15 protein-coding genes and 1 pseudogene are annotated in these 16,818 nt (G+C 66.7%); 13 read left to right on the forward strand and 3 right to left on the reverse strand.

Annotated elements, in window-relative coordinates:
- The first annotated feature begins 41 nt into the window (after positions 1-41).
- From B7R22_RS02790 to B7R22_RS02800, 3 genes are read left to right on the forward strand one after another with little or no spacing between them, the layout of a single operon-like run.
- A complete protein-coding gene (locus tag B7R22_RS02790; protein ID WP_437184129.1) occupies positions 42-1,139 on the forward strand; it encodes an aspartate-semialdehyde dehydrogenase in 1,098 nt (365 codons plus the stop codon).
- Positions 1,136-1,657: a DUF1707 SHOCT-like domain-containing protein gene (locus B7R22_RS02795; RefSeq protein ID WP_116410291.1), complete on the forward strand. Its 522-nt coding sequence runs from the start codon at positions 1,136-1,138 to the stop codon at positions 1,655-1,657. Before B7R22_RS02790 ends, B7R22_RS02795 begins: the two co-directional genes overlap by 4 nt.
- Before the next feature lie 31 nt (positions 1,658-1,688).
- Positions 1,689-1,895, forward strand: a complete 207-nt coding sequence (locus B7R22_RS02800) for a hypothetical protein (RefSeq protein ID WP_116410292.1) — start codon at positions 1,689-1,691, stop codon at positions 1,893-1,895.
- Between the two features lie 40 nt (positions 1,896-1,935).
- Here the strand turns inward: B7R22_RS02800 and B7R22_RS02805 are convergent, their stop codons facing one another.
- Positions 1,936-2,508, reverse strand: a complete 573-nt coding sequence (locus tag B7R22_RS02805; RefSeq protein ID WP_116410293.1) for a phosphatase PAP2 family protein — start codon at positions 2,506-2,508, stop codon at positions 1,936-1,938.
- 105 nt (positions 2,509-2,613) lie between these two features.
- Between B7R22_RS02805 and B7R22_RS02810 the strand changes: the two genes are divergently transcribed.
- From B7R22_RS02810 to B7R22_RS02840, 7 genes are all read left to right on the forward strand, one after another.
- Entirely contained in the window at positions 2,614-3,816 is a 1,203-nt protein-coding gene (locus tag B7R22_RS02810; protein WP_116410294.1) for a sensor histidine kinase, read from the forward strand.
- Positions 3,813-4,970, forward strand: coding sequence for a hypothetical protein (locus B7R22_RS02815; protein WP_116410295.1), 1,158 nt, complete (start codon positions 3,813-3,815; stop codon positions 4,968-4,970). The genes B7R22_RS02810 and B7R22_RS02815 overlap by 4 nt, the downstream gene beginning before the upstream one ends.
- Before the next feature lie 89 nt (positions 4,971-5,059).
- Positions 5,060-5,653 (forward strand): low molecular weight phosphatase family protein, encoded by a 594-nt coding sequence (locus B7R22_RS02820; RefSeq protein WP_172582172.1) that lies wholly within the window; start codon positions 5,060-5,062, stop codon positions 5,651-5,653.
- 130 nt (positions 5,654-5,783) lie between these two features.
- A complete protein-coding gene (locus tag B7R22_RS02825; protein ID WP_116410297.1) occupies positions 5,784-7,241 on the forward strand; it encodes a polysaccharide biosynthesis tyrosine autokinase in 1,458 nt (485 codons plus the stop codon).
- 84 nt (positions 7,242-7,325) lie between these two features.
- Positions 7,326-8,807: a sugar transferase gene (locus tag B7R22_RS02830; RefSeq protein WP_116410298.1), complete on the forward strand. Its 1,482-nt coding sequence runs from the start codon at positions 7,326-7,328 to the stop codon at positions 8,805-8,807.
- Positions 8,808-8,930: 123 nt separating this feature from the next.
- Positions 8,931-10,244, forward strand: a complete 1,314-nt coding sequence (locus B7R22_RS02835) for a UDP-glucose dehydrogenase family protein (protein WP_116410299.1) — start codon at positions 8,931-8,933, stop codon at positions 10,242-10,244.
- A 28-nt stretch (positions 10,245-10,272) separates the two neighbouring features.
- Positions 10,273-11,538 carry a glycoside hydrolase family 5 protein gene (locus B7R22_RS02840; protein WP_116410300.1) on the forward strand — a complete coding sequence of 422 codons (1,266 nt, stop codon included), beginning with the start codon at positions 10,273-10,275 and terminating at the stop codon, positions 11,536-11,538.
- A gap of 119 nt (positions 11,539-11,657) precedes the next feature.
- Here the strand turns inward: B7R22_RS02840 and B7R22_RS20410 are convergent.
- Together B7R22_RS20410 and B7R22_RS02850 are read right to left on the reverse strand one after the other, a co-directional pair.
- Positions 11,658-11,810: pseudogene (locus B7R22_RS20410) on the reverse strand (DapH/DapD/GlmU-related protein); the annotation flags it as partial.
- Positions 11,811-12,064: 254 nt separating this feature from the next.
- Entirely contained in the window at positions 12,065-13,387 is a 1,323-nt protein-coding gene (locus B7R22_RS02850; RefSeq protein WP_116410302.1) for a hypothetical protein, read from the reverse strand.
- Positions 13,388-13,510: 123 nt separating this feature from the next.
- Between B7R22_RS02850 and B7R22_RS02855 the strand changes: the two genes are divergently transcribed.
- Genes B7R22_RS02855 through B7R22_RS02865 form a run of 3 tightly spaced genes read left to right on the forward strand, consistent with a single transcriptional unit; the run spans position 13,511 to position 16,807 of the window.
- A complete protein-coding gene (locus B7R22_RS02855; RefSeq protein WP_172582173.1) occupies positions 13,511-14,962 on the forward strand; it encodes a lipopolysaccharide biosynthesis protein in 1,452 nt (483 codons plus the stop codon).
- Between the two features lie 31 nt (positions 14,963-14,993).
- A complete protein-coding gene (locus tag B7R22_RS02860) occupies positions 14,994-16,013 on the forward strand; it encodes a glycosyltransferase (protein WP_116410304.1) in 1,020 nt (339 codons plus the stop codon).
- On the forward strand, positions 16,010-16,807 hold the full coding sequence (locus B7R22_RS02865; RefSeq protein ID WP_116410305.1) for a polysaccharide pyruvyl transferase family protein: 798 nt from the start codon (positions 16,010-16,012) through the stop codon (positions 16,805-16,807). Before B7R22_RS02860 ends, B7R22_RS02865 begins: the two co-directional genes overlap by 4 nt.
- Positions 16,808-16,818: the final 11 nt, after the last annotated feature.

Consider the following 16,818-nt stretch of genomic DNA (forward strand, 5'->3'; position numbering starts at 1 on the left):
CGATCGGTACACTGGATGCTCGGACAAGAAGGATGGGCAAAGTGGGTAATTCAGGGTTGAACGTCGGCGTCGTGGGTGCGACCGGGCAGGTCGGCAAGGTCATGCGCCAGCTGCTCGAGGAGCGCGACTTCCCGATCGCGAACATCCGGTTCTTCTCGTCGGCACGTTCGGCCGGCACCACGCTCACGTTCCGCGGCGAGCAGGTCGTCGTCGAAGACGCCGCGACCGCCGATCCGTCCGGGCTCGACATCGCCCTCTTCTCGGCCGGCGCGACCGGTTCCAGGGCGCTCGCCCCGGTCTTCGCTGCCGCGGGTGTCACGGTGATCGACAACTCCAGTGCCTGGCGTATGGACCCCGACGTGCCGCTGGTGGTCAGCGAGGTCAACCCGCACGCGATCGACGAGGCCCGGAAGGGAATCATCGCGAACCCGAACTGCACCACGATGGCCGCGATGCCCGTGTTGAAGGTGCTGCACGCCGAGGCCGGTCTCGAGCGACTCATCGTGAGCACCTACCAGGCCGTCTCCGGCAGTGGCCTCGCCGGTGCCGAAGAGCTCGCCACGCAGGCCGAGGCCGCGGTCGCCTCCGGGAAGCTGCTCGACCTCGTGCACGACGGGGCGTCCGTGGACTTCCCCGAGCCGGTCAAGTATGTCCGGCCGATCGCCTTCGACGTGATCCCGCTCGCCGGTTCACTGGTCGACGACGGCTCGAACGAGACCGACGAAGAGAAGAAGCTCCGCAACGAGAGCCGCAAGATCCTCGAACTCCCGGGCCTGCTCGTCAGTGGCACCTGCGTGCGCGTGCCGGTCTTCACCGGCCACTCGCTCTCGGTCAACGCCGAGTTCTCCCAGCCGATCAGCCCGGAGCGGGCCACCGAGCTGCTCCGGAGTGCCCCCGGCGTCGAGCTGTCGGAGGTGCCGACCCCCCTGCAGGCTGCCGGCAACGACCCCAGCTACGTCGGTCGCATCCGGCAGGATGAAGGCGTGCCGAACGGCCGTGGCATCGCGCTGTTCATCAGCAACGACAATCTGCGGAAGGGCGCGGCGTTGAACGCCGTACAGATCGCCGAGATCTTCGCCCGTCGCGCTGCGGATTCTTCTGTGCACGCCGAGCCCGAGGCCGCCACAATAGGAGCATGACCGACACTGGCAGGGACCCCCTCTCGAACATCAGGCTCTCCGACTCCGAACGGAATGCGGCCGTCGCTCGGATCGAGGCCCATGCGCGCCAGGGGCGCCTGAAGCCGTCAGAGGTCGTCGAGCGCTCGAATGCGGTGCGCTCGGCTGTCACACGCGGTGATCTGGCGCCGGTCTTCCGCGACCTGCCTGACGATGACGACGTCGAGGATGCCCGGTACCCCCGGTACCCGGCATCCTTCCCGTCTCCGTCGGCGCAGGGCTTCGAGACCCCACTCAAGCCGGCCTTCGATGCCGACCCGCCGAGAACAGGCCAGCGCGGCTCTACCAGTGTGCTGATCGTCTCGATCGCTCCTTTCGTGGCGCTCGTGCTCTTCTTCATCACGGCGCACTTCTTCGGGTACGCCTATGCGTGGCTGTGGTTCCTGCTCGTGCCGGTCACCGGAATCCTCGTCTACGGCGGGAGCGGCCGTGGCCCCGACCGCGATCGGGACCGTGATCGACGAAGAGATCATGACTGACTGAGATTTTCTCAGCTATGATGAGAAGGTCATGTCCTCCTTCCTTCTCGTCATCGTCATCGCCGCCGGCGCATTCGCCTGGGCGGCTGCCTCCCTCGCGATCGCCTTCGCCTTCGGGCGGGCCGTTCGCCGTGCCGAACGAGAGCTCGCCGGCTCCCGCGGGGCACGAAGGCCGCCAGCCGCGGGCGCGGGCGCCGGGTGCCGAGCAGACGGTCGCGGTTCCCCTCACCCGCCGTGAGGCACGGGCGATGCAGGAGCGCGAGCTGGCCGAGCATGCTTCAGTGCAGGAGGAGTACCGCAGCCAGGCCGACAGAAAGGCCGAGCGCATATCCGGCCAGCACGTCGGTCGGGAAGTGCATGCCGAGCAGCACACGACTCGCGCCCATTCCCAGCACGGCGAGCACGCCCACCAGCCAGAGCCCCGGTAGCATCGCGCCGTACACGATCACCGCGGCCATGGTCGAGCTGGAGTGCGAGCTCGGAAAGCTCAGTCTGCTCTTCGCTGCGGCGTGCACGAGAACCGGGCCCGCGGTGCTGCGCGGATACCCTCCGGGGCCGCTCAGCACGAAGGAACCGTCCGGATTCGCCACGGCCCCCGGGCGCGGACGGCGGACGAGCCGTTTGATGCCGGTCGAGGCGAACTGGGCGACGAGCACCGCGAGGGCGCTGAGCAGCCACAGCGCGGAGCGCGACGGATCCAGCACGGCCCCGAGGCCGCCGAGCAGCACCCAGCCGACAGAGTTCTCGCCGAAGAAGCCGTAGAGCCTGGCCGGGCCCACCAGCACACGGGCGAGCCGGGTGCGTTGCACCGCCGCGATGACAGCTATCTCGCGAGCACGGAGGGAGGGCATCCGATCACCTTATCTGCTGGCCTCCGGTGCTCAGACTGCCTAGGATGGGCACGGTGTGTCTCCAGCCCCATTCTGGGGGTGTGGCCGGGGCGCCGAAGGGAACCGATGTCTCTCGTTCTACCCACCGATGTCGAGGGTGTGCTGACCGGCCGCGCCCTCGGACGTTCGGCGATCTGGGTCAGCAGCGTCTTCCTCATGTCCACTTTCATTCTGGTGCTCGCCTCCGGTATCGCCGTACCCCAGTCCGGCGTGCCGCTCGCGCTCACCGGTCTCGCCGTGGCGGGGCTCGCCGTGGCGTGGGCGCTGCTCGTCTCCCACCCGTGGGCTGTGCTCGGGCTCATGTTGGTCGCCGGCCTCGGACTCTTCGTCTTCGCCTTTCAGGTCTCGCTCGATCTCGGTCCGTTCTGGAGATCCGATTCCATCGTCTTCACGATGCCGAAGATCGCCATCACGGTCGTGGGGGTCGCCGGCCGTTCGCTCCTCGCGAGCCTGCTGCGTTCGACCATAGGATTCGTACTCGCCTCGGCGGCGGTGCAGGTCGCCACCCGGATGAACGGGCTGGTGTTCGCGTTCGACCTGCCCTCCATCTGCATCTGGCTCGGGATCGTGGTGCTGATCGCGATGCTCTGGTATGGGCGGAGCCGCGCCACCCGAGGGGTCGGCACGATGCAGGCGGCCGCGGCCGTGGAGGAGCGCATCGCGGAGCGGAGCAGAGTGGCCGCCGAGGCGTCGGCTGTGCTCCGCGACACCGTGCACGACGATCTCCTGGCGCTGTCGCAGTCACCATCGGGCGCGCTTGTCGACGAGCACCGGGCGTTCCTGGCGAAGGACATCGCCTCCCTCGCCCACCCCGGTCTTCTCGTCGACGAGGTGATGAACCGGGGCATCGGCGACGCGGAGGCGCTCGAGGCGAGCGGGCTCACCCCGATCATCCGGTCCGCCGGCAACCGGGGGCTCCAGGTGGTCGTGAGCGGAGAGCCCCGCCTGCTGCTCGAACTCGATCCCCGGGTACGGGGCGAGATCCTCGGCGCCGCCGACCAGGCCCTCAGCAATGTGAGTCGTCATGCGGGTACCCTGTTCGCCGAGGTGGCCGTCGCTTCGGGCAGAGACAGTATCAACCTCGTCGTCACGGATTCGGGTCGTGGGTTCGCCGCCCGCGCGCGGAGCGGAACGCCGGGGCGCCCTGAGCTCTCGCTCCGGCGTCGCATAGAAGATGTCGACGGCACGGTTCAGGTCTGGTCGACACCGGGGCACGGGACATCCGTGCTGATGAGCGTTCCCCGGGCGCGCTGCGGCGCGGGCGGGTGAGTGCGTGGGGCGGAACCGCCCAGGAGATCGATCCGCTGAGTGGCATCACAGCACGGATCTTCGCGATGGCAGTCGGCTGTGTCGCTGTGATCTCGGCGACCGTGCTGACGGCTCTGAACCCGCAGGAGATCGGCTCACCGACCCTCATGCTGATGGGGTTCGCGGCCCTGGTCGCCGGATTCGCTCACCTCGTGTGGGCGGCCGACCCCTACCGCCGCACCGTCACGCGCGTGCGCTACCTCATCACCTATGGACTTGTGCTGGTGGCCGCCGTACTCGAGTCCTTCGCCCAGCTAGGGAGTGACACCGATGTGCGGAACGACTGGGGCCCGATCGTCGTCGCGCTCGTTCTGTTGGTCTCGGGTTCCTATCGGAGGCCGACCGAGATCGTGGTGTGCACGGTCCTTGCTGCACTCGTGGTCGCCGGTACGACGATCCAGCACTCGGGCACCGTCAGCCTGGGCGGGCTCATCGGTGCGACGACGATGTCGGGCACGCTCGTTGTGGCCCTCGGTGGTGGCGCGGCGATCTTCGCCGCTTCGCTCATCGCGGGTCTCCGGGTGGATCGTCGCCGCTCAGACGATGTGCGGCGCAATCGCAATGCGCGGGACCGCCGCCGAGCCATCGAGGAGTTCCTCGGCACCGACATCGAAGCGCTCCGGCGGGAGGTGCTGCCCTTCTTCCGAGACCTGAAGGTCAGGGATGCCCTGACTGATGGCGACCGCGCGCGAGCGGCCGAGCTCGCCCGCCTGCTGCGCTCCTCCCTGGCTCGCGGCCTCGCAGATGAGCCGCTGGAAGGACTCGTGGGGATGTTCGATGATCCCCTCCTGGTTGCGGCAGCGCTCAGCACCGAGCAGCGCACAGCTCTCCGCACCGTGCTCCTTCATTTCGCCAGCCAGCCCGGGCGGAGTGCGGGCGACCTCTCGCTGGTGCTCGGCCGCGGGGGAGCGGCAGGGGAAGCTGCAGGCGGCGCAGCAGGGGACGCAGCCGATCTGCCGGGCGAAGGGATGACCGGGGAACTCGTCGCCGCCTTCGGGGTCGAGCGCGGCCCGAGCACGGGAATCGCGCCCTTCGTGGGGCTCATGCAGCTCGCATTCCCGCGCGTCGACGCTCATCCGGCGCGAGACGCGATCGTGATCCGGTTCGACTTCTGATCGATTGGTGGGACCCTGGTGCGTGACGCCCGATTGCACACACGCCGTAGGCTTGAACTCGTCGATGACCGCTACTGTGAGGCTGAATTGTGACAACTCTCTCCATCCTGACCGTCTGTTCGGGCAACATCTGCCGTTCTCCCCTCGCCGAAGGACTGCTCCGGGAAGGGCTCCGCACGATCGACGGCGTGGAAATCGCCAGCGCCGGGAGCATCGCGCGGGACGGCGATGAGGTGACCCCCCAGATCCTCGAAATCGGCAACGATCACGGCATCGACCTGTCCGGGCACCTCGCACGGTACATGATCGAACCGTTCGTGGCTGAGGCCGACCTCCTCTTCGCGATGTCGCGTTCGCACCGTCGTTCAATCGTCGAGATGGTTCCGCGCAAGGTGGCGTCGACGTTCACGCTCCGCGAGTTCGCTCGGCTCGCCCAGCAGATCCCCGACGAAGAAGTGCTGGCTGTCGCCTCCCGCGAATCGTCGGTGCGGAATCGCCTGCGTGCCGCCATCACGCTCGCGGCTTCACGCCGTGGCCAGTCCGATCCGCCGCTGCACCCCGACGACGACGACATCGTCGACCCCTACCGGCGCGACGACGAGACCTACGCCCTCTCGGCCAGCCAACTGGTGCCGGCGGTCGACGCCGTGGCGCGATACCTGACGCTCGCCTCCCGGTCGTGACCGCCGGACGGGTAGCCGGTCTGTAACGAAACAGAAACACGCACGAGACTGGCGCGACGTTCTGCTGTGTCATCATTGGTCTCGAATGAGTGACCATTAAGGGTCACAATTTTTTCGAAAGGCTGACCACGTGGACCTTCGCGACTATCTCCGGGTTCTGCGAAAAGGCTGGATCATCATCCTTGCGCTCGTCCTGATGGGCGTAGCTCTGGGTTCGGTGTTCTCGCTGCTGAGCACGCCCATGTACCTGGCCTCGAGCAAGGTCTTCGTGTCCGTCCAGTCCGCCGGAACCGTGAGCGAACTCACCCAGGGCAGCAATTTCACCCAGAACCAGGTGAAGAGCTACGCCGACATCATCACCACACCAGCCGTGCTGCAGCCGGTCATCACCCAGCTGCAACTGCCCATCACCGCCGAGACACTGGCCAGCAGGGTCACCGCGAGCACCGCCACCGGCACCGTTGTCGTCGACATCGGCGTGAGCGACGGTTCGCCCCAGAGTGCCGCCGACATCGCCAACGCGATCGCTTCGAGCTTCGAGAAGGTCGTCAGTTCGATCGTGCCCGTCGATGCGACCGGCACGAGCCCCGTCAAGATCACCGTGCTGCAGCAGGCCCTGGTGCCCCTCGAACCCGCGACGCCCAACACGCGCCTGAACATCATCCTCGGCGGCGTCATCGGCCTCGTGCTCGGCCTGGTCGTATCGGTGCTCCGGCAGACCCTCGACACCAAGGTGCGGAACGAGCACGACGTCGAAGGCATCACCTCCGCGCCGATCCTCGGAGGCATCGCATTCGACCCGCGAACCGTCGAGCGGCCGTTGGTGGTGCAGGATGATCCGCGGAGCCCGCGCGCCGAGTCCTTCCGCACCCTCCGCACGAACCTGCAGTTCCTCGTGGCCCTCGACCGCCCGAAGAGCTACGTCATCACGTCATCGATCCCCGGTGAGGGCAAGAGCACGTCGTCGGCCAACCTCGCGATCGTCACCGCCTCGGCCGGAACCCGCACCATCATCATCGATGCCGACCTCCGGAAGCCCAAACTCGCGGAGTACCTCGGCCTCGAGGGCGGCGCGGGGTTGACCGACGTGCTGGTCGGTCGTGCGGAGGTGAGCGACGTCATGCAGCGCTGGGGGTCGCACGACCTCTTCGTCCTGCCTGCCGGCCGCATTCCGCCGAATCCGAGCGAACTGCTCGGCTCCAATGCGATGATCGCGCTCATCCAGAAGCTCGAGGCAGAGTTCGACCTGGTGCTCTTCGACGCGCCGCCCCTGCTGCCGGTGACCGATGCAGCGATCCTGGCCAAGCACACCGGGGGTGCGCTGCTCATGGTGGGCGCCGGGCGCGTGCACAAGGGGCAACTGAAAGGCGCCGTCGCGGCCCTCACCAATGTCGGATCGGGACTCGCAGGCATCGTCATGACGATGCTGCCCACCAAGGGGCCGGACTCCTACGGGTACGGTCGGTATGGGTACGGCTACGGTTATGGCTACGGTTTGGAGTTCGAGACGACGCCCGGTTCCGAGCGGAAGCGCCGGAAGGGCGCGGTCGCCCCACGTCACGAAGAGGGGTTCCTGCCGGTCAAGTGAACCTGACGGCCATCCGATCAGTGCGGTAGATTGGTTGCCGAAGAAGACTGCTGCGACACAACGATTTCCAGCCCGTGGGGGAGCATGATTTCCGAAGAAGTGCCGAGAGTGTCAGAGAGGGCGGAGAGGCCTCCCCGCGACTGGCGGATGGTCTATGCCTCGCGTCTGATCGTCAACGACCTGGTCGTGGTCATTGTCGCGGTCTTCGGTACCCAGGTGCTGTGGTTCGGTGCGAACCTGGTCAAGCCGACCGTGGTCGGCACCGCCAGCCTGGTGCTCAGCTACACCATCGTCTCGCTCGTGCTCATCGTGGCCTGGATGATGGTTCTCAGCATCTACGGCACCCGGGAATACCGGATCGTGGGAACCGGCTCCACCGAGTACAAGCAGATCGCCGACGCGACGCTCCGGCTGTTCGGTCTCGTCGCCATCGCCGCCTTCCTCACGCAGGTCGAGCTGGCGCGCGGCTACATCATCCTCTCCCTTCCCCTCGGGCTCTTCCTGCTGGTGCTGTCGCGGAGCATCTGGCGGCGCTGGCTCAGCCGGCAGCGCAAGGTCGGCCTGTTCAGTTCGAAGGTGCTCCTGGTGGGTTCCAGTGCGAGCGCCCTGCACATCGCGAGGGAACTCGCCCGCCAGCCCCAGGCCGGCTATCTGGTCGTCGGAGCCTGCGTGCCGAGCGGCCTGGTCGCCGACTACCTGCCGAACACCGACATCCCTGTCTTCGGGAACATCGACCACCTGAAGGCGGCGATGCTCACCTGCGGCGCCGACACCGTGGTGATCACCTCGAGCGACGAGTTGGCGCCGGAGAAGATCCGGGAACTCAGCTGGAGCCTCGAGCCGGGCAAACAGCACCTCGTCGTGGCGCCCTCCCTGACCGACATCGGTGGTCCGCGCATCCACACCCGTCCTGTGGCCGGGCTCCCCCTGATCCACGTCGAGACGCCGCGCTACCAGGGCGGCAAGCGATTCACGAAGCGCGCGACCGACATCGTGCTGTCATCCGTGCTCATTCTGGTTCTCTCACCGCTGCTGTTCGTCGTGGCCATGGGCGTGCGGTTGAGCACTCCGGGAGACGTCTTCTTCCGGCAGGAGCGGATCGGGCTGAACGGTGCTCCGTTCAAGATGCTCAAGTTCCGGTCGATGGTCGTCGATGCCGAATCGCGGTTGGCGGGGCTTGCGAGTGAGACGCGGACCGAGGGGAACAGCATCCTGTTCAAGATGGCCAACGATCCCCGGGTGACTCCGATCGGTCGATTCCTCCGGCGTTTCAGTCTCGACGAACTGCCCCAGCTCTTCAACGTCTTCGGCGGCAGCATGTCGGTCGTCGGCCCCCGGCCCCCGCTCCAGCGCGAAGTGGAACAGTACGAGAGCCACGTTCACCGGCGCTTCCTGGTCAAACCCGGGATCACCGGGCTCTGGCAGGTGAGCGGCCGCTCCGACCTCTCGTGGGAGGACTCGGTGCGGCTCGACCTCTACTACGTCGAGAACTGGTCCATGACGGGCGACCTGCTCATCCTGTGGAAGACCGCGCGGGCCGTACTGGCTTCTGAGGGAGCCTACTGAGCAGGCAGACGCCTGCTTCCACACTCACCCGCGCCACGTCGGTACCTCCAACTTCTCCACGACAACTCTGCTCACTACAATCGGGATGCCCACCTCGTGCTCCCAACGACGAAGGATATGTATATGAAGATGTCTGTTATCGGCTGCGGCTACCTGGGAGCGGTGCACGCCGCATGCATGGCGGAGCTCGGCCACGAGGTGGTCGGAATCGACGTCGACCAGTCGAAGATCGATGCGCTCGCCGCAGGCCAGGCCCCGTTCTTCGAACCGGGACTGCCCGAACTGCTGCGCTCGGCCACGGCCACGGGCCGTCTCTCCTTCTCGACGGATCCGGCTGCGGCCAAGGGATCGCAGGTCCACTTCGTGGCCGTCGGCACCCCGCAGAAGAAGGGTGAGAACGCCGCAGACCTGACGTACGTCGATGCTGCGGTCGATGGGCTCATCCCCTTCCTGTCGGAGGGTGACCTGGTCGTCGGCAAGTCGACGGTTCCGGTGGGCACGGCTGCTCGCCTGGCGGCGAAGGTGAAGGCGGGCGCTCCCGGCGCCGACCTCGCCTGGAACCCGGAGTTCCTCCGCGAGGGCTTTGCCGTCAAGGACACGATCTCGCCCGACCGCCTGGTCTACGGCCTGCCGGGCGGGGAGGGCCACGCGCACGCCAAGGCGCTGCTCGACGAGGTCTATGCGATCGCCCTCGGGAACGACACCCCTCTCGTCGTGACGGACTACGCCACGGCCGAACTGGTCAAGGTCTCCGCGAACGCCTTCTTGGCGACGAAGATCTCGTTCATCAACGCGATGGCCGAGATCGCGGAAGTGACAGGGGCAGACGTCACCCAGCTCGCCGATGCCATCGGTTTCGATTCGAGGATCGGCCGCAAGTTCCTGAACGCAGGCGTCGGCTTCGGCGGTGGATGCCTGCCCAAGGACATCCGGGCGTTCACGGCTCGCGCAGAGGAGCTCGGACGCGGAGAATCTGTCGCCTTCCTGAAGGAGGTCGACGCCATCAACCTCCGCCGTCGCCAGCGAGTGGTCGACCTCGTCGTCGAGTCTCTCGGCGGAAGCGTCTTCCAGAAGAAGGTCGCCGTGCTCGGCCTGTCGTTCAAGCCCGACTCGGATGACGTGCGCGACTCTCCCGCGCTCGATGTGGCCGTACAGCTGAACGGGCTCGGCGCCGATGTCATCGCCACCGATCCGGAATCGATCCGGAACGCCCAACGGCTTCACCCACAGCTCTCCTTCACCGAGAACACGGCCGACGCCCTCGCCGGTGCAGAAGCGGTTGTCATTCTGACCGAGTGGAAGGAATTCCGCGAGTTGGATCCGGCATGGGCCTTCGGCCTCGTCGAGAACGCGATCGTCATCGACGGCCGCAACTGCCTCGACATGGCTGCCTGGCGGGAGGCGGGCTGGACCTATCAGGGTCTTGGCCGCCCGTAGGCGGCAGGTGCGTCATGGCGCTGGTGCATTGAGCACGCGGAGAGTCAGGCCCCAGCGCCTCGGGCGAGGTCTGCGGGCGTGGCTGGCGATCATCTTCGCGGGGCTCCTGACAGTGGTCACCGGATGCTCGGGGTCGACGTTCATCATGCCTACCCCGACGGCGAGCGCCGGCGACACGGCCTACCTTCGCGGCGTGAACGTCTTCAGCCTCTACGCGAGCCGGTTCCAGAGCACGGACAGCGACTCGATCGGTGAACCCCAGTCGAGCTACGACTACCTGGCGTCCCGCGGGATCAAGCTCATCCGGCTCGCTGTGCCGTGGGAGAGGCTCCAGCCGATCAAGGGCTACAAGCTCGGTGCCGACGAGACGTTGACCCGTGAGCAACTCCTGGCCTCGCTCAAGGCGCCGATCGACAAGGTGTACCTGGCCAAGGTCGTCGACGAGGTCGAGAAGATCCAGACGGCCGGGATGGTGGCGATCGTCGACCTCCACGCGGGGTGCAAGTATCCCTCGAACCAGCGGAGCAACGCGAACAACCCGATCCTCCGCTGCGGCGACGGCATCACCACGGCCCAACTGAGTTCCGTCTGGAAGTCGCTCTCGACAGCGCTGAAAGACGAGCGCGGGGTGTTGGGCTACGACCTGGTCAACGAACCGAACACGAGCGAACTGCCCGGAGGCCTCCCCGCCTATGAGGCTCTCGCGCAGGCGCTTATCACGGTCATCCGTGACAACGGCGACTCGAAGATCATCTGGGTGCAGTCACCCGTCAACTCCAGCGACGCGATCACGGCCACCACCAAGGGGCCGACGGTCGTCGACCCCCTGAATGCCCTGGTCTTCTCCCAGCACTTCTACCCGTACGGCACAGCGCTCAAAGACCTCGCCTACACCCCTGAGTTCGACGCGTCGACCCTCAAACGCATCGACGGTTTCGGCATGTGGTGCAACACCTGGAAGGTGCGGTGCTCGATCGGGGAGATCGGCTGGCCCGGGGAGGACTCGGCTCCGACGGGCGGCGAGCTCGCCGGGTGGAACAGTCTCGGCGACAGGATGTACCAGCTCGCCGACTACTACCAGATGGATGTCACCTACTTCGAGGCGATGTCGTCGTACCACGAGCACCTCGTCGCCTACGACAGCGTGCACAACGACGACACGGACAAGCGGTTGTTCCCGCTTCCCGGCATCAACCAGGCCCACTCGCAGGCGGAGGTCATCGAAAGGCATCCGACCACCGGTGACATCGACCAGCAGCGGCTCGGTCGCCCGAACCTCAGCCCGATCAAGTAGCGGAACCGGGCCCTCGGGGGGCGTCTTCAGGCCTGCATGTCGGGCTTGAAGCCGGACTGAACCTCGCGGGTCGTGGGCCAGGTGGCGGCGATGCGTGCGGAGAGGTCGTCGTACGACCCGATGATCCGCGCCGGGTTGCCGCCGACGATCGAGCCCGCCGGAACCGACTTCGCCACGACCGAACCGGCCGCGACCACGCTTCGCGCCCCGATCTTCACGCCGGGGAGGATCGTCACGCGTGCGCCGATGAACACATCGTCACCGATCTCGATCCGAGCCAGCCAGAAGTGCCTCCTGCCCGCCTCGTTCCGCACCAGCCAGCCCGTTCCGTCATGGGTGATGAACAGCACACCGCTGCTGACGGTCACGCGGCTGCCAATCGTGATCAGCTCGTACTCCGAGCTGACCTCCATGGAGAGGATGCGGCACCCTTCCCCGATCTGCACGCCCATCTTCCTGCTGGCGTAGACCGGGCCGCGTGCCGCTGAGTAGAGGCGCCAGCGCCAGCGCTCGGTAACGCTCAGCTTCACGTCAGCACCTTCCGATCCCGGGAGTTCGCCGTCCAGGCGAGGGCCCCGATCACCGGCCACAGCACCGCGGGCGCGCCCTGGTTGGTGAAGTACGGGGCGATGAACGAGGCGATGACGAGTCCGATGAGAAGGGCGAGCAGGGGGATCGCGGCGCGGCCGAGGTCGCTCTTGCGTGCGCGGACCACGGAGGTGAAGAATCCGCCCAGCAGCAGCATGAGCAGGATGAAGCCGACCACTCCCGAGGCCGCCAGGGCTTTGATCCACTCCGACTCGGGAGCCGCCCAGGTCATCGAAGCAGGGAGGGTGGGCCAGGACGCGGAATCGTGCCACAGCCCCTGCCCCCAGCCGAAGACGGGCTGCTGGAGCCAGGTGGGGATGCCTTCGTTGAACCAGAGCACCAACCGGAACCCGATGGTCTGGGGGAGCCAGGCGAGTTCAGGCGGGATGTTCGCCGTCGTCGTCGCCTGTTTCTCGAGGCGGTCGGTGATCAGGGTGCCGAACACGCCCCAGGCGATTCCCGAACCGATCGTCAGCAGCACGATCAGTCGGCCACCGATACCGGCGACGTAGCCGGTGACGAGCACGACGACAGCCACGACCATGATCGAGGCGAAGGTCACCGTCGAGACGATTCCGAGCGAACCGATCGCGATGGTGATGAGAGCGAAGGGAGACAGCCGTCCCCGCTGGTTCTTGTCGATCACCAGCACCACACAGGCGACCGCGACGATGCAGCAGAGGTAGGCGCCGAGCGCCGTCCAGTGCCCGATCGTGCTCGTCGCCCGCACGGCCGCCCCGAGTTCGGTGCGGTTGATCAGCGCCGAACTGTTCGTCTGGGTCAGCAGGAAGTCCGACACCGGCTGGAAACCGGCCAGCTGGAGCACGCCGAGGATGGCGACCGGGATACCGGGCCAGGCGATTCCGATGAGAAGCCGGCGGAGACCGGCCAGGTTGTGGATGGCCAGACGTGCGGCGAGGTAGGCCGCGAAGTAGTAGAGGGCCGAGTTGGAGTACGCGGGGCTCGGATCGTGCCGCAGGGTGCTGGCATCGATGTTCTCGATCACCACCATCATCACCGCGTAGCCGAGGGCGATCCAGTCGAAGGCGCGGATCCGGAAGGTGCCGAGGGTGCCGGTCGGAATGATCAGGAACGCCAGCACCAGCGCCGCGACGAGGAACGCGCTGGACAGGTTCAGAGGGCCGACCTGCCAGATCAGCCCGACGGACGCGGCCGAGAGCCCGAGCAGGGATCCCAGGATGAGGGCGCCCGTCATCCTCGGTTCGACGGCGGGAGGCGGCGAAACCTCGCTCTGATTCATCCGCTGTTCGGAAGCTACGCTGATGTGGATCCCCCCTCACGAATCGGCCGGAGACCGGCACGCCCAGTGTATCAATGCCATCGACCGCCTGCGGCTAGGATGAACCGACGGAAACGGAGCGACATGGGGCTACCCCAAACAGCGGCACGAGGCGCGCTTGTGACACTGGTCGGGCAACTCTTCAAGTTCGTCGTGCAGATGGCGACGCTGGTCATCCTGGCGCGGCTGCTCACACCGGGCGACTACGGCGTGATCACCATGATCACCGCCATCACGGGCATCGCCCTGATCCTCGGCGACTTCGGGCTCTCGATGGCGGCCGTGCAAGCGAAGTCGCTGTCCCAGAAGCAGAAGAGCAACCTGTTCTGGATCAACTCCTCGATCGGGCTCCTCTCGGCGACCGCCGTCTTCTTCCTGGCCGGGCCGATCGCCGCCTTCTACAACGAGCCGGCCCTGGTCGGGCTCTCCCGGTTCCTGGCCATCACGTTCCTGATGAACGGTCTCACCACGCAGTTCAAGGCCGAACTGACCCGCAATCTCCGCTTCAAGGTGCTGTCGCTGGCCGAGGTGTCGGCCCAGGCCATCGGGCTGGCCGTCGCGGTCGTCTCCGCCCTGGCCGGGCTCGCGTACTGGGCCCTGGCGTTCCAGCAGGTGAGCATCGCGCTCGCGATCCTTGTCATCGTCGGCATCATGAGCAGGTGGCGTCCGAGCCTTCCCGCCCGCCGCTCCGAGATGCGGGGGCTGCTGAGCTTCGGCGCGAACACCATGGGTGTGCAGCTGATCACCTACATCAGTTCCAACGTCGACTCCGTGTCGCTCGGGCGTTTTTGGGGGTCGGTGGTGCTCGGACTCTACAACCGTGCCTTCCAGATCTTCGCGCTCCCGATGCAGCAGCTCGCCGCCCCCATGACGCGCGTGGCGCTCCCCGTGCTCTCGCGGATCGACAACCAGGACCAGTACCGCCGTTACGTCGAGCGGGCGCAGCTCATCTTGTCGTACGTGCTCATCGGGGCCTTCATGATGCTGGCGTCCCTCGGCTATCCGCTCTTCAGCATCCTCTTCGGCCCGCAATGGGTCTCCGCGGTGCCGATCTTCCAGATCCTGGCTCTCGGAGGCATCTTCCAGGCTCTCGCGTATGTCTACTACTGGATCTTCCTGTCGAAGGGCCTGACCTGGTTGCAGCTGCGGTTCAGCCTGATCGGGCGGGGAGTCATGGTCGTGCTGATCCTGCTGGGCGTGCCGTGGGGCGGCATCGGTGTGGCGGTCGGATATTCGCTCGGCCTCGTCGTGATCTGGGGCCTCTACTCGATCTTCGCCATCCGCCACGCCGACCTCAAGACAGGCCCGCTCATCCTCATCGCGGCCCGACCGGTGGCTGCCTTCACCGTGATGCTCGTGGCCGCGCAGACGGTGCAGTTCTTCTTCGGCAGCGAGTGGAACAGCTGGCTACTGCTCGGCGCAGAGATCGCCGTCTGTCTCCTGGTGATCGGAGCTGCGTGCCTCATCCCCGCCTACCGTCGAGACGTGATGACGCTCGCCAGCACCGCGCGCCTGCTCCGTGCCGACACGCGATGAGCCGACACCCGATGAGAGGAGGGGCCCTGAGGTGACGCGTGTTCTCCTGTCTGTGCACCACCCGTCCAGGAACCCGTACATCGGCCAGCTGGCCGATGAGATCGACGCGCTCGGCCAGGTGTACTACTTCAGCTGGGCCCGGGCGCTCTTCGGGCGGTTCGACGTGTTCCACGTGCACTGGGCCGAGTCCCTCTACACCTCGGGCGGGCGGGCGTCACGATTCCTGAAGCGCCTCCTCGTGCGGGCGTTCCTCCTCCGTCTGCGGATTCTGCGACGACCCGTCGTGACGACGATGCACAACCGCGGACTCCACGACGACCTCGCGCCCGCCGATCTGAGGATCTACGACCTGTTGCAGCGGAGCGTCACGCTCCGCATCTTCATGAACCCGGACGGCTCCGAACAGTGGCCGCTGACCGCGGTCATCCCGCACGGGGACTACCGGGTGCATCTGGGGTTTCCCTACAGCCCCCCGGTGGATTCTGGCACGACGGTTCTGCTCCAATGTGGTCAGCTCCGGCCGTACAAGAACATCTCCGAACTGGTCACGGCCTTCGGCGAGACGGACGACGAGCACCTCCGGCTGCTGATCGCCGGATCCGCGAGACCGAAATCGTACGCGGCGGAGCTCCAGGAGCTCGCCCAGGGCGACCCGAGGATCGCCATCGAGGAGGGATTCCTCGACGAACCTGTTCTCGCAGAGACCATCGCCTCGAGCGATCTCGTGGTTCTGCCCTACCCCGATCCCTACAACTCGGGTGCGCTCTTCATGGTGTTGTCCGTCGGGCGCCCCGTGCTCATCCGGTCGACGCCGGAGACGAGGCGGTTGGCCGCCGAGTTCGGTGAGGAGTGGGTGCTCACGTTCGAGGGCGGTCTCACCGGCAGCACCCTGGAGGAGGCGGCGCGGTCGGTTCGCGGGCACACCTACTCCACCTGGCCCGACATGTCCGGCCGGGCCTGGCCCGAGATCGGACGAGCCCACATGGCCGCCTACGAGAAGGCCCTGAACCGGCTCAGACCTGCACGAGCGAGAAGAGGACCTGCTTCATGACGACGCGTATCTTTGCGTGGAATCCCCGACCGTTCATCTTCAACGGCCGCCTCCGAAAGGTGCTGCCGCTCAAGCGCAAGAACCACGTGAACAACTTTGGAGACCTGCTCGGCCCGCTGATCGTCTCCGGGCTGCTCAAGGCTCGCGGCATGGGCGACCGGGTGGCAGCGGGCCGGGATCTGACCCTGTTCAGCATCGGTTCGGTGCTGCACTTCGCCCGTACGGGAGACGTCGTCTGGGGAACCGGTGTGAATGGCAAGGTCGAGCCGGGCGCGCACACCTTCACCGACCTCGATGTGCGCGCCGTCCGGGGTCCGTTGACGCGGTCGTTCCTTCTGGAGCGCGGGATCGACTGCCCTCCGGTGTACGGGGATCCGGGCCTTCTCGTTCCGAAGGTCATGCCGCACCTGGTCGAATTGGCGGGGGACAAGAAGTACGCCCTCACGGTCATCCCGAACCTCAACGATCTGCCGAGCTACGAGGCATCCGACAGCCTGGTGAGTCCGATCCTCCCCGTCGAGGCCGTTCTCGAGCGCATCGCCCAGAGCGAGCTCGTCGTCGGCTCGTCGCTTCACGCCATCATCGTGGCCGAGGCGCTCGGGGTTCCTGCCCGGCTTGTGGCGACCAGCCGGGAGAGCCCGTTCAAGTACGAGGACTACTACCGGGGTTCCGGTCGTACCGAGTTCGAGATGGCGGCCACCGTGGCCGACGCGGTGCGGCTCGGCGGGGAACAGCCGCTCGATTTCGACCCCGATCCGCTGATGCAGGCGTTCCCCTACGACCTCTGGGAGTGAGGCACGCCGGG

The organism is Subtercola boreus (genome assembly GCF_003399635.1).
Classification (GTDB): Bacteria; Actinomycetota; Actinomycetes; order Actinomycetales; family Microbacteriaceae; genus Subtercola; species Subtercola boreus_B.

Excerpts from the sequence above, each read along its gene's own strand:
- B7R22_RS02835 (WP_116410299.1), top strand. The coding sequence starts at position 8,931 with ATGAAGATGTCTGTTATCGGCTGCGGCTACCTGGGAGCGGTGCACGCC.
- B7R22_RS02830 (WP_116410298.1), top strand. The coding sequence starts at position 7,326 with ATGATTTCCGAAGAAGTGCCGAGAGTGTCAGAGAGGGCGGAGAGGCCT.
- B7R22_RS02805 (WP_116410293.1), bottom strand. The coding sequence starts at position 2,508 with ATGCCCTCCCTCCGTGCTCGCGAGATAGCTGTCATCGCGGCGGTGCAA.
- B7R22_RS02800 (WP_116410292.1), top strand. The coding sequence starts at position 1,689 with ATGTCCTCCTTCCTTCTCGTCATCGTCATCGCCGCCGGCGCATTCGCC.
- B7R22_RS02865 (WP_116410305.1), top strand. The coding sequence starts at position 16,010 with ATGACGACGCGTATCTTTGCGTGGAATCCCCGACCGTTCATCTTCAAC.
- B7R22_RS02795 (WP_116410291.1), top strand. The coding sequence starts at position 1,136 with ATGACCGACACTGGCAGGGACCCCCTCTCGAACATCAGGCTCTCCGAC.
- B7R22_RS02855 (WP_172582173.1), top strand. The coding sequence starts at position 13,511 with ATGGGGCTACCCCAAACAGCGGCACGAGGCGCGCTTGTGACACTGGTC.
- B7R22_RS02850 (WP_116410302.1), bottom strand. The coding sequence starts at position 13,387 with ATGAATCAGAGCGAGGTTTCGCCGCCTCCCGCCGTCGAACCGAGGATG.
- B7R22_RS02810 (WP_116410294.1), top strand. The coding sequence starts at position 2,614 with ATGTCTCTCGTTCTACCCACCGATGTCGAGGGTGTGCTGACCGGCCGC.